Origin of the sequence: Nocardia pseudovaccinii NBRC 100343 (genome assembly GCF_001613225.1) — a bacterium.
Classification (GTDB): Bacteria; Actinomycetota; Actinomycetes; order Mycobacteriales; family Mycobacteriaceae; genus Nocardia; species Nocardia pseudovaccinii.
In genome coordinates, this window is sequence record NZ_BDBY01000372.1 from 1 (window position 1) to 12,434 (window position 12,434).

Consider the following 12,434-nt stretch of genomic DNA (forward strand, 5'->3'; position numbering starts at 1 on the left):
ACAGGGCATTTCGGTGTTTCTTGTCGTAGGAGCTTTCCGGCCCACGGCGGGCCGCATTGCCATCACCTTGGGCCCTATCGCAGCGGGACAGTCCACCCGTGAACTCGGCGAAAACCCTCCCCTAAGGGGAGGACCCAGAATGGAGCAATGGCTGCGTACATGTCGATCGGCGATTTCTCCCGTGCCACGCATCTGACTGTCAGGACGCTGCGTCACTATCACCGGATCGGGCTGCTTGTGCCCGTCGATGTCGATATGCACACCGGTTATCGCAGATACACCATCGAGCAGGTGGCGGCGGCGCAAGTGGTGCGGCGCCTACACGACTTGGACATGCCCTTGGATGAGATTCGGGCGGTGCTCGCGACGGCCGATCCGCAGGCACGCAATACACGGATCGTGGCGCACCTGAATCGCCTAGAGGAACAACTGGGACGTACCCAGCATGCCGTCAACCAGCTACGTGACCTGCTGACCGATTCCGCGCCGGCCGACTCCTCCGTCGAGTTGCGCTCCGTTCCTGCGGTTACGGCTGCCGCCATCACCGAGATCGTCGCCGCCGAGGACGGGCCCGTGTGGATGCAGGGCGCACTCGGCGAGCTCTACGCCACCCTCGCCGCGGAGCAGCTTCCGCCGACGGGTCCAGCCGGCGGGATCTACTCCGACGAGGTGTTCACGGACCACCGTGGCGAGCCGACGATATTCGTGCCGTGCACCGGCCAGGTGCGGTCCCTGGGCAGAGTGCATCCGACGGTCGTTCCGGCTGCCGAGCTGGCGGTGATGAGCCATATCGGATCACCGACGGGAGTCGACCGCACCTACGGTGCCCTCGCGGTCTCCGTCACACAGCACACGCTAGGTGTGCCGGGCCCCATCCGGGAGTACCACATCGTCGACCAGCGCGACATCACCGACAGCGACCGATGGCGTACTGAACTTGCGTGGCCGGTCTTTCTCACCCGATCGATAGCTCCGGCGCCGATGTCGCGGGCTACCCGGTTGGTTGGAAGCGCACGGACAGGGCCTGCACACCGGCCGGAGCTTTCCAGATGAGATCGACACCCTCGATCTCGGATCCCGCACCGCACGCGGAATCGGCGAACAGGTAGGCCCGGTCGCTGGTGCCGTTCTCGAAACGCACTGTGGCATCCTGCAATTGGATACAGGCGCCGCTGTCCGGCCGTTCGATCGACAAGATCTTTCCCGCCACAGTGACGTAGGAGGCCCGCCCAATGGCCGCCTGTGCGGTACCGGGCAGCAGCGCGAGCAGTGCGAGCAGTGCGAGCGCCGTGATGCCCGCACCGGCGGCCTTACCGAATTTGCTTGGCAATCCCATGATTTCCCTTCTCGGCCGCCGCCCGGCGGACCACACCGGCCGAACCTGCTCGAGCGTTTGTCAAATATGTTGGGAGACAAAGGCTGTAAACAGTATGACTGATGCGCGGATCGCTCGAAGTGGGCGAGGAACACCTGCCCGGGGCATAAACTGGCCGACAGCGACCGGGTTGAGGGGATGCCCGGCTAGTGCTGTTCTCGGGTATCGGTGCTCGGCGGGGCGGGATGTTCGATCTGCTCGCGGAGGATGTCGCCGTGACCGGCGTGACGTGCGAAGTCCTCGATCGCGAGCAGATAGATGAATCGGAGGCTGACGCCGCCGGCACGGGGGTGTGTCCTGATGTCGTCGAGGTCGAATTCGGCGGCGATCACACGGGAACGGTCGCTGGCGCGCTCGAATTCGGCGATCACGTCGGCGAGGGTCTCGTTGTCGTCGACGACGAAACTGGCGTCGCCCGGCGTCGTGCCGCCGTCGCATTCGCTATTGGGCAGGCCCGCCAGGACGTGCTGGAACCAGATCCGTTCGGCGACTGCGGCGTGCTCGAGTAGTCCGATCGGGGTGGTCATCGACGCGACGAGGCGGCGGCGGGCTTCTTCGTCGGACAGGCCGCGCACTGTGTTGATCAATTCGGCTCGGTTGCGGTCGAGCATGCTCTCGAGCAAGCGGCGTTCAGTGCCGGTGGTGATTCGTGGTATCGACCATGCCATTGTCGGCTCGATTCTGTTGGTTGGGGTTGGATTTGCCTGTCGTACTTGTGGTTTCGTTCTTTTGCCGCCTCCTTCAGCGTGTACCGATGACCTTCTGCGGGGGAGGTGGCAGGTCGGAGTCGAGGGATGCGGCGGTGCGGAGTCGCTGGATTTCGTGCTGGGCGGCGATTCTGGCAAGGGCCGGGTCCGGAATGGTTGTCGGCCTCGAGTCGCAAGATCTGCGCGTCGCGGGAGTCGAGGATGTCGCCGGCCTGTTGCATCGCGCGCAGACGTTGCTCGAATTCTATCCTGAGGGTGGACGCAGGCGGCAGCTGCGGCTTGCCACGGCAGTACTGGCCCGAACGACCGGAACGCGGCACGGAAAGACGTTGTGCGGGTGTCTGGTTCGGACTGGACACTTATCCACACGAGCCAGCTGGCCCGCCGCTGGTCGACGCACCGCAACCTGACCGGGACGGCACCGACGAGCATCGCCGACTCGAAGAGGCAGCGCTGGCCCGCGACCCCCGACATCTTGACTCGACACCTCACCCTGACAACGGCCGGACTGGCAGAGCAAGAAGGTTGACATGTTCCACAATCCGTTCGACCGCCTCGCGCTAGCTGGCGACCACGTCCGCCACGGTGCGGCCTGGAACGTCGCCTGCCAGTTGGTTACCCGACATCGAGCGCTCGACGAAGGTGAGATGCCGGAGCAGGCCGAGCAGGTCGTCCCCCGACGGGCGGTGCGGCTCCGTCGGTGTCGAGCCGGTCGGATTGCTGATGGTCGTAATGCTCCACGGCGGCTGGCCGGGCCGGTCCGGCGGCCACCCGGCCCCATTTCGGGAACGAACCAGCCGGGCTCGCGTCAGCTAGGTGCGGCTGACACGCCGAGCTGCACCGCCAGTGCGGCGGCGGGTGCGGGGAACCGGTCGAGCAAACCGGTTACCTCGCGGTTTCCGGCAGGTCCGGCCTCCTGCCAGCAGCCCTCGATGCCGAGCAGTCCGGCGAGCGCGTCGCAGGCGGCGGGGTGGGCGGCCAGTAGTTCGGTGACCGGCCCGCGCGGTGCGGCCGCCACCGGCGTTGCGGCCGTGGTGAATTCGACCGACCAGGGCGGCACGAAGGTGTCCACCGCGGGCAGTGCGCCGGGGAAGGTGCGGCCCGCTTCCCGGACCAGTCCTGGGATCAGGTCGCCCGCCTGGTCCTTCAGGGTGGTGATGAGCTTCGGCAGCCACGGCAGCAGCACCGCGTCCGGTAGCCTGCCGAAGGCCTTCGACAATAGCTCCACTACAAAGGGTTTCAATGCCGGAGCCGGGTCGATGGCCTGCACGAAACCGCTCACATACTGCGGAACCGTCGGCAGCACCAGCGGATTGGCCAGCATCGCGTCGCACCGCTCGCGCAGCTCGGCCATGGTCAGCAGGCCGAGCTGGAACCGCGCTGCCCACAGCAGGGCCACCTTGGCCGGTGCCTCCGGATGCGATTGCAGCACCGCCAATTCCAGCTGGGTGTGATCGCAGCCCAGCGACAGCGCCAGGTTCTCCATCCCGAACAGGAAGCCCAGCATGGCCGCCACCTGCGCCGGTCCGGTCTCCTCGGCGGCGAAGGCGGTTGGCAGCAGGGTGCAGTAGTGCGCGTACCCGGCCGTCACGAACCGTTCGCACCACGGCGGCAAGCCGTCCTCGGTGGAGCGGAAGTAGTTGAGCAGCGCCCGGATTCGCCGCAGCACGACGGGTGCGTCGTCCACTGTTCGTTCGGCGGCGAGGAGTTCCACCGCGCGATTTCCGAGCTCGTCGGCGAGCCGGACCGATCGCAGGTACACGAGCGCGTCCTCGACAGCGCCCAGTGCTCCGGCCGCGGTCGCGTCCGGTGCCGTGACCGCGCGACGCAGGCGCTGCTCGAGCACCTGCTCCACCGACACACCCTCGTAGCCGAGCTCCACCAGGGACCGCTGATATTTGCCGAGCCCGATATCCCAGCTCTCCTGAATGGAGGTCTCACCCAGTCCGCGCGAACCCATGATGGGGCGCAGCGCGTCCTGCGGCAGCAACCTGCGCAGCAGCCACAGCAGATCAGAGCACTGCCGCAGTTCCGGATTCGCCTTCAGATCCAGGAGCGCGCGCTGCAGCGTCCGCTTGGACAGATCCAGCTCCAGCGGGGCCAGCCGGTCGAGCACATCGCGGGCCAGCGGCGGCAGTGCCGAGTATCCGACCTGGCCGACGCGGTCGCCGCCGAGCAGGATTTCGCACAGCCGCCGCACATCGCGCCGCCCGGGCACCCGGTCCTTCTCGATACAGGTGACGGCCGCGTCCTGGAAGTCGTACGGCGTTGGACGGGCGCGATTGCGCAAGCCCGCCAACAGGATCGACGTCTCGAAGATGGCGATGGCGTCCGCGGTGCTGGCCAGGTAGCCGTTGCGCCGGGCCAGCCGGACGATATCCACCGACCATTCCAGGAGTTCGGCCTCATCGAGTGGATCCAGTACCGGCGGCCGTGACAGGAAGCCCGAAAGCTGGTCCGCCACTTCAGCTTCCGATGAGGTCGGGAGCAGCGGCAGTTTCTTGGCGCGCTTCTTCGCCCCCTGCTGGCCTTCCAGCTGGAACGACTGCAAGGCGCCGCGCCGCAATCCCTTCGCCCAGGTGGCCGCCGCGATCGACACCGCACCGCCGGCCAGACCGAACTGCGCCTCGATCGCGGAATGGCTGGACGGAATCAGCCCGTAATGCCAGGTGGTGGCCGAGCGCGGCGAGATCTCGAACGGTGTGTCCGAGTCCAGCCCGAACTGTTCGACCGGGCTGGCCGCGTGGGCCGCGCCGCACACATACATCACCTGTGCCGGATCGATGTCGTTGGCGGCCAAGTGTTCCCGCATGCGAGTCCACATGTACCGTTCTCGATCCTCGTCCTCGACGGTGCTGCCGCGCCGCAGCCGCCGGAACAGGCTGCCGATCATCACCATGACCTGGCGGTAGGTGTCGTAATCGGCGTCCACGAGGGGCTGCTCCACGTACTGGTCCCACCATTCCGACCAGTGCCGGACTTTGCCGTGGTGCAGCAGGTGTTCTTCCAGTTCGGCGAAACGCGGTCGCAGATCGCCGATTTCGATGCCGACCGCTTCGCCGTGCAGGCCGTCGTCCGCTGGCTGCTCACCGTCAGCGGATGTTTCCGACTTCGCCTCTTCGGGAGCCCACTGGAAGACGTGGTCGGTGGACCGATCCACCAGCACCAGTTCCACGCCCGGCGTATCGAGTGCGTAGGCGATGGCCTGGTACTCGGCCGACGATTCGGTGATCGGTGCGACCACCGACAGCGGCGCCCATTCGGGCGGGAAGCCCTCGGTGTCGGTAGCGAAGGCCTGCAAGGCGACCGGCAACCGGCAGTTGCGCAGCTCGTCCAGCAGCGGCCGCATATCTTCGCACAGTTCCAGATAGATGACGCTCGGCTGCTTTTCGCGCAGCCGCCGCACCATGGCCAGACCGGAGGCGGGGGAGTGGTGACAGACCGGGAAGATCTCCAGCCGCTCCGACAGCGCCCGGTCGACATCGTCGACCATGCCTGTCAGGATGTCGCCCGCCGCCCCCGGCATCCCGGCGAATGCGACGGCGGCGTCCGCCAACTGATCCCGCAGCGCGGCAAAGGTATTCGGCGTGGACCGGGTATCGGAGACGATCACGACAGCCTCGCGATCGCCGCCCGGCCGCCCTCCAGGAATTCACCCCAGGCAGCATTGCCCTTCTTGTCCTTGGTGCGCGGCTCGACCACGCCGTGCAGGTATTTGTTGAGAATGGCCAGGTCCTCGGGCGTGCGCCGGGCCAGGGACCCGACCAGCGAACCGGCGAGGGTCTCAGCGCGCAATTCCTTCGCACCGAAGAACTGGCTGTGCAGTATGGCGTCCTCGAGCACACCGATCTGCTCGGCGGTGGACAGCGCCGACTCCAGCTTGTCGTCGTCGCTGGTGGCGGCGGCCGCGGCGGCGCGCAGATCGGCGAAGCTCTCCAGCAGGATGTCCAGCAGCGTGGGCGGCAGTTCCAGTTCGAGGGAATGGCGGCGCAGCAGTTCCGCGGTGCGGAAACGCACGATCTCCGCCTCGCTCTTCTTGTTGGACACCACCGGAATACGTACGAAGTTGAAGCGCCGCTTGAGCGCCGAGGACAGGTCGTTCACACCCCGGTCGCGGCTGTTGGCGGTGGCGATGATGGAGAAGCCCGGCTGCGCGAAAACCACATTGTCGTCGTCGAGCTCGGGGATGGAGACATACTTCTCCGACAGGATGGAAATCAGCGCGTCCTGCACGTCGCTGGTGGAGCGGGTGAGCTCCTCGAAGCGGCCGATTACGCCCTGCTCCATGGCAGTCATGATCGGGGACGGGATCATCGACTCCCTCGACTGCCCCTTGGCGATGACCATGGAGATGTTCCACGAGTACTTGATGTGGTCCTCGGTGGTGCCTGCGGTGCCCTGCACCACCAGTGTGGAATTGCGGCTGATGGCCGCGGCCAGCAGCTCGGCCAGCCAGCTCTTGCCGGTCCCCGGATCACCGATGAGCAGCAGACCCCGGTCCGAGGCCAGGGTGACAATGCTGCGCTCGACGAAGCTGCGGTCGCCGAACCACTTCTGCTCCACCTCGCGGTCCAGTCCGTCGGCGCGTTCGGAGCCGAGAATGAACAGCCGCACCATCTTCGGGCTCAGCCGCCACGCGAACGGCTTGGGGCCGTCGTCGACGGACTCCAGCCAATCCAGTTCATCGGCGTACTTGACCTCGGCGGGGGCGCGCAAAACGTCGTTCATGATGGCTTGTCTCCTAGTCGAGAAAGTTCTTGAGCTCGTGCACGAGCTTCTGGATGCGTCCGGAGATCACCGGGGTGCCAAGGTTTTTGAACCGTTCGCGGAACCACGGGTTGACGCTCTGGTGGCCGGAGCTGTTCACCGAGCCGACCGGGATGAGCTTCACCCCGGAGCGGTGCACCGTCTCCATGGCCTCGAACAGCGGCTGGGAGCGGTCGAACTCGTAGAAGTCTGAAATCCACACCAGCACAGTATTTTTCGGATCAGTTATCTTGGGCTGTGCCATGGCCATGGCGACCGGGCCGTCGTTGCCGCCGCCGAGATTGGTGCGCAACAGCACCTCGAACGGGTCGTGCACCCACGGGGTGAGATCCAGGGCGCGGGTGTCGTAGGCGATGAGATGTACATCCACCTTGGGCAGGCCCGCGAAGATCGACGCCAGAATGGTGCAGTTCACCATGGAGTCGACCATGGAACCGGACTGGTCCACGACGACGATCATGCGGGCGGGGACGGTGCGCTTGGCGGTCTGCCGGTAGTAGAGCCGGTCGACGTAGAGGCGCTCGTCCCGGGGGTTCCAGTTGGGCAGGTTCTTCCAGATGGTCCGGTCTACGTCCAGGTTGCGCAGGATGCGCTTGGGCGGGACCGAGCGGTCGACGGTGCCGACGCTGGTCTGCTGCACTTGGGTGCGCAGGACTTCGGCGACCTCGTCGATGTAGCGGCGGATGAGGCGTTTGGCATTGGCCAGGGCCACGCCGGACAGATTGTGTTTGTCGCGCAACAGTTGTTCGATGAGCGACATGCTCGGGGTGAGCTGGGCGGCCAGGTGCGGATCGGCCAGCACTTCGCGCAGCCGCATGCGGGACACCAGTTCGCCTTCCAGACCGGTGAGCACGCCTTGTACGGCGCCGGCCTGCTCCTCACCCAGGCAGCGGCGCAGCCAAGTGGCATCGGACTGCCAGCCCGCCAGCTGGGTGGCGCTGACCTGACCGGAGCCGGTGGCGAAGACGTTCAGCAGCAGCTTGGAAACCAGTGCGGCGGTGCGGACATCGGCCGCGCCGACGGGCTGGGGCGAAGCGGCGTCGGCGTCGTTCCCGGCGTCCTCGGCTGTGGAGTCGACTGTCTCGGAGAAGTCGAGGCTTTCGAACTCCGCCTTCATCTCCGGATAGCGTTGCGCCACATTGTCGATGGAAATGCCCGGATCGAGCACTGCCAGCGGCAACCCCAGATCGTCGACGATGCCCGCGCTCGCCTGTTCCAGCGTCGGTTGCTGATCCCCGCTGAAGACACCGGCCAGTAGACGCCAGTACAGGATCTGGCGTCGCGTCTCATGATTCGGCCCACCCGTCACCCGAGGGCCACCTCCCATGGAATCGCTTCGCGATGCTGTAGTCATTTGCGCAGCAACCGTCCCGCGCGTTCACGCAACACCGCCACGGCATCGCCCGACTTGGCCTGTGCCTTGGCGACTTTCGGATCGGTCGGGCCGAGCGCCCAATCACCGTTGTGGAAGGCGGTGAGTGCGCTCTTGACCTTGCGCCGCACGGCCAGCGGTCGCACCGACCAGCCACTGGTATCCCAGCGCAGCAATCCGATCATCGTGCTGGAGCCGGTCACCCCGGCCGGAGTGAGCGGACCAGCGGATGGCAGCGCGTCCAGTTCCACTCGCAGCCGCTGCTCGCCCAATTCCATTGCACCGTCACGGAATCGGTACCCCTCGAGCAGAACCGGTTCGGCGATGTGCACCGGATCGCTGTCCAGCGGCGCGACGGCCGGGGCCTGCGCCTGCGGCAGCTGCACGGTGGCGGTGACGAACGGATCGGCGGCCTCCCCGGCCTTCGCCCGATCGTCGTCCCACAGCAGGTCACCGGTCGCCGTCAGCGGCATGTCGGTGAGCTCCAGCGCGCGCTGCTCGGCCAACGCGGTGAGCAACTGCCGATGCGGACCCAGCAATTGCCAAACCGCCGGTCCCACAATGGTGTCCACCTTGGCCGCGGCCACCGATACCCGCACCCGACGGGCCGGTGCGCCCGCCACCTCCAGCACACCGTGCACCTGGGCCTGTACGGCGGTCCCATGCTCGTGCAGGTCCACGCCCAGCGGCAGCAGCCGACCCGAAACCGACTCGGTCACAGCGGATTCCGCGCCGCGCCAAGACAGCAACAGGGCGCGCGTCCACAGATCGGCCCAGCGTCGCGCGGGCACCAGGTCCATGGTGGCGATCGGCGCGCAAGCGCCCAGTTCGGCGGTGAAGCCGTCCAGCAGCACGGCCAGCCGTCGCAGCGTGGGGTCTGCCAGGAGCGACTCCACGGTTTGATCGGCGGCCGCCACCAGGTCGTGGTCCACGCCGCGCCATCCGGCGATGGCCAGTTCGCCCAGCCATGCGCGGGAACCCGCCGCGAGCGGGCTCGGGGCGGCGGCATCCGGCGTGGCCGTCCACTCGGATCGATTGCGGCCCAGTGCCGTATCGGCCTGGTCGACCAGTGCGTCGTGCACCGCGCCCAGCAGGGCGGCACGGGCGGCGGCCAGCGCCGACAGCTCATCCGTGCCGATCGCCCCCGTGCTCACCTTCGACACCGCCGCCGCCACGGCCTCGGCCAGTGGCGAACCCGCCACCGCTCCGGCCAGCGCCGCCAGTGCCGCGCTCTGCGGTTCGGAAACCCGGGCGAAGCCGTTGACCAACGCGGTATCGAAGCCGCTCACCGCGTCCAGGGCCGCCGCGACGCCGTCGGGTGTAACCGCCAGCTTGGCTAGTTGTACAGCCTGCATCAGCGACCCACCCCCGCAGGGAACCAGTGCAGTTCCGGAATCGGCGTCGCGCTACCCGGCAGTTCCAGGTAGGTCAGATGCCGCAGGAACCGGCTGAACACCGCGGCGGCCGGAGCCGGGTCGCGAGTTCCATTGAGGCAGTTCGCGAGTCGGGCGCCCTCGGGGACCTCGACACGCAGGAACCGCGCCACCCGGTCCTGCCCGTACTGGAGCACCGCCTCTTCGATGAGTGCTTCCAGATGTTTGCAGACCCACCCCTGGTTCAATCCGCCGCACGGCCGGTTGTTATTGGTGCTACAGCTCAGCCCATGCGTCCCCGCGGTCACCGACGCCACGTACACGCGTGAAATATCGGAGCCACTCGACACCACGCCCTGGAGGCGTCCGTCGGCCAGCTCCACGAACGGCACCTTGTTCAGTTTGCGCGGTGCGACGGCGGGCAAAACCCGTACGACAGAAGCGCTTTCCCAAGCCGGTTCATCCGGCGTGGCACTCGGATTCGAGGCCATTGTTCTCCCTCCCGGTCGATCACGATGCGCCCAAGATATGTGAAGGCACCGACAAGTCCGTCCCAACCCAGAATCGGCTGGTGGAGAACACTTCCGCGTCGCTTCCAGGCCCACCTCGGCGACGGCGACCGCCATGAACCGAGCGCGCGTCGCACACGGGCTGGTCCTATTCCCGCTCCCCGCAACGCAATTGCGATGCGAGTGCATCAACGACCGTGCGATCGGCTGGTCCACTGACTGCGGGACGGTAGAGGAAGGCTCCCAGTCGGGAAAGGCCGAGACAGCGACCAGTTGCGGCAGGCTGATCCTCGCGGCGAAACCGTACATCCGAGCGGCGTAGACCGTTGCCGGACATCAGGTACACGACGCGCAACCGGTCCTCGATTGTCCGGTGGTGAATATCTGCACCTGCTCCTCGGTCCACACATCCGAAGCGGTGATCTTGGTGGGTCGCCGTCGGGGACCTTGCGTCGGTCTCATTCATGGCGGACGGGCCGTCGACAAGGAACTCGGGGCGCGCGCAATCGCGTCGCGCAGCGGACCGTCCCGTTGTACAACCGCGGTGAAATCGGCGCCGACCAGCAGTGATGTGTCGTCACCCAGGGCGGGAGATGTTGCCCCAGGGGTGAAAACGATCGCCACCTATGGTGGCTATTCGGGACGAGCGCCGACGCCGAAGATTCTTGTCAAGGCTGCTACCAACGAAGCGGCAGACCTCATCCATCGCGTGCCGATACACGAAACAGCTGCCCAGGAGTTCACGAATGCCGTCCACCGTTGTCGCGGATGTTCGCGACCGAGCCGATGCCTACCGCGCTACACCTTTCTCCCCGAGGTGGGCCGCGAACTGGTCGCGGAGGCGGTGAACTACGTGCACTCGACTCCGACGCACGGGCGGTGGCGGCCCGGCCACCGTGCCGTCCGGAGGACGATCGGGCGGCGCCGTTGCCGTATCCGCCCGGACGTGAGTTCCTGTGAGCGTGCTTCGGTCGCCCGCACGCCTGAGCGATCGCAGTTTCGGCCGCGTACCGCACGCTGCGCGCAGCATGCAGCGCACCAAATCCTCCAGTCGAGTCCGTCGCACGAGACAGTGCCCCCATCAGCAGTGCGGCACCAGCACTCGCAGGGTGTGTCGGCACGAGAGCCTGTCGATACCCGAGCAGTCGTAGCACGCTGGCCAATACCGTCGGACTACAATGTGAAGGGGCATAGATCGTGTGGCAGTGGGGTCGCACCTTCGCTGAAAAGGCCGAGGCCGCGTCGTCGTCCAGCTGGTAAGTCGACAATGTTCAAGCGCCGATTCTCGATTCTGACCAACCCGCGCAGGCTACCCGCAACGCAGGCAGGGCAGTCGTGACCAACCTGCGGCCGCCACTGATGCCAGGGTCGACGTTCGGGAAATATCACCTGCGGCGGCTGATCGGTTCCGGGGGGATGGGCCGAGTATTCGAGGCACTCGACACCACCAAGGGCCGGGTGGTCGCGGTGAAGGTGCTGCCCGAACAGCTGGCCGACGACCCGGTCTATCGGGCCCGGTTCCGGCGCGAATCCCACATCGCCGCGCTGCTGCAGGAGCCCCACGTCATCCCGATCCACGACTACGGCGAGATCGACGGGCTGCTCTACATCGATATGCGGCTCGTGCACGGCGATAGCCTCCGCACCGTGTTGAAAACTCACGGCCCGCTGCCGCCCGAGCAAGCTGTCTCGGTGATCAGCCAGATCGCAGCCGGACTCGACGCCGCACACCACGACGGCCTGGTCCATCGTGACATCAAGCCGGACAATATCCTGCTCACCCACGACGGGTTCGCCTACCTGGCCGACTTCGGCCTGGCCAACACGAACACCGACGAACGCCTGACCCAGACCGGGTCGGCGATCGGCTCGTTCAACTACATGGCACCCGAACGTTTCCGAGCGGGCCCGGCCAGCCCGGCTGTCGACGTGTATGCCTTGGCGTGCGTGTTGCACGAATGCCTGACCGGCACCCGCCCTTACTCGACCGACGGCGGCGACGCCGCGGTCATGCGGGCCCACATGATCGAACTTCCACCCCGGACGAGCAGCTACGCGCCGGGAATCCCGGCCGCGATCGACGCTGTCGTCGCACGCGGCATGGCGAAGTCGGCCGATGAACGCTACGCCAGCGCGGGCGAACTGGCCGCCGCTGCCCACGCCGCACTTGCGTCGTCTACCGCCGACGCCGAAGACCATAGTCCCCTTGCCGTACACGAATACGATCCCACCGTGGCGGCGCATCCGTCACCCCGGGCGACCTCCACACCCGAGGCGAGATCCGTCTCGGCGCCCAGGCATCGGCCGCGCCGCCTCTGGATCGCCGCGGCC

At 66.7% G+C, this 12,434-nt stretch carries 9 protein-coding genes; 2 read left to right on the plus strand and 7 right to left on the minus strand.

What is annotated here, in order from left to right:
* Window positions 1–147 precede the first annotated feature (147 nt).
* The gene (locus NP3_RS40255; RefSeq protein ID WP_063825044.1) at window positions 148–1,053 is read left to right on the plus strand and encodes a MerR family transcriptional regulator; all 906 of its coding nucleotides are present in this window, start codon (window positions 148–150) and stop codon (window positions 1,051–1,053) included.
* On the opposite strand, the gene NP3_RS40260 is transcribed toward NP3_RS40255, so the two are convergent.
* The 7 genes from NP3_RS40260 to NP3_RS40290 all read right to left on the minus strand — a co-directional run bounded on the left by NP3_RS40260 (window position 992) and on the right by NP3_RS40290 (window position 10,085).
* A complete protein-coding gene (locus NP3_RS40260) occupies window positions 992–1,336 on the minus strand; it encodes a hypothetical protein (RefSeq protein ID WP_063046954.1) in 345 nt (114 codons plus the stop codon). The two genes, NP3_RS40255 and NP3_RS40260, sit on opposite strands and share 62 nt — an antisense overlap.
* A gap of 185 nt (window positions 1,337–1,521) precedes the next feature.
* Complete coding sequence (locus NP3_RS40265; protein WP_063046955.1) at window positions 1,522–2,043, minus strand: DinB family protein; 522 nt, start codon at window positions 2,041–2,043, stop codon at window positions 1,522–1,524.
* An 847-nt stretch (window positions 2,044–2,890) separates the two neighbouring features.
* Window positions 2,891–5,695 carry a DUF5682 family protein gene (locus tag NP3_RS40270; protein WP_157124872.1) on the minus strand — a complete coding sequence of 935 codons (2,805 nt, stop codon included), beginning with the start codon at window positions 5,693–5,695 and terminating at the stop codon, window positions 2,891–2,893.
* Window positions 5,692–6,810 (minus strand): ATP-binding protein, encoded by a 1,119-nt coding sequence (locus NP3_RS40275; RefSeq protein ID WP_063046956.1) that lies wholly within the window; start codon window positions 6,808–6,810, stop codon window positions 5,692–5,694. The genes NP3_RS40270 and NP3_RS40275 overlap by 4 nt, the downstream gene beginning before the upstream one ends.
* Window positions 6,811–6,823: 13 nt before the next feature.
* A complete protein-coding gene (locus NP3_RS40280) occupies window positions 6,824–8,158 on the minus strand; it encodes a vWA domain-containing protein (protein WP_245721305.1) in 1,335 nt (444 codons plus the stop codon).
* A gap of 41 nt (window positions 8,159–8,199) precedes the next feature.
* Window positions 8,200–9,576, minus strand: a complete 1,377-nt coding sequence (locus NP3_RS40285; protein WP_063046958.1) for a hypothetical protein — start codon at window positions 9,574–9,576, stop codon at window positions 8,200–8,202.
* Window positions 9,576–10,085, minus strand: coding sequence for a hypothetical protein (locus tag NP3_RS40290; protein WP_063046959.1), 510 nt, complete (start codon window positions 10,083–10,085; stop codon window positions 9,576–9,578). The genes NP3_RS40285 and NP3_RS40290 overlap by 1 nt, the downstream gene beginning before the upstream one ends.
* A 1,353-nt stretch (window positions 10,086–11,438) precedes the next feature.
* Between NP3_RS40290 and NP3_RS40295 the strand changes: the two genes are divergently transcribed.
* A partial coding sequence (locus tag NP3_RS40295; RefSeq protein ID WP_245721306.1) for a serine/threonine-protein kinase occupies window positions 11,439–12,434 on the plus strand: 996 nt, incomplete at its 3' end.

What these genes read in the sequence shown, in the direction of transcription:
- NP3_RS40255 (WP_063825044.1), top strand. Translation starts at nt 148, where the DNA reads ATGGCTGCGTACATGTCGATCGGCGATTTCTCCCGTGCCACGCATCTG.
- NP3_RS40260 (WP_063046954.1), bottom strand. Translation starts at nt 1,336, where the DNA reads ATGGGATTGCCAAGCAAATTCGGTAAGGCCGCCGGTGCGGGCATCACG.
- NP3_RS40265 (WP_063046955.1), bottom strand. Translation starts at nt 2,043, where the DNA reads ATGGCATGGTCGATACCACGAATCACCACCGGCACTGAACGCCGCTTG.
- NP3_RS40275 (WP_063046956.1), bottom strand. Translation starts at nt 6,810, where the DNA reads ATGAACGACGTTTTGCGCGCCCCCGCCGAGGTCAAGTACGCCGATGAA.
- NP3_RS40285 (WP_063046958.1), bottom strand. Translation starts at nt 9,576, where the DNA reads ATGCAGGCTGTACAACTAGCCAAGCTGGCGGTTACACCCGACGGCGTC.
- NP3_RS40290 (WP_063046959.1), bottom strand. Translation starts at nt 10,085, where the DNA reads ATGGCCTCGAATCCGAGTGCCACGCCGGATGAACCGGCTTGGGAAAGC.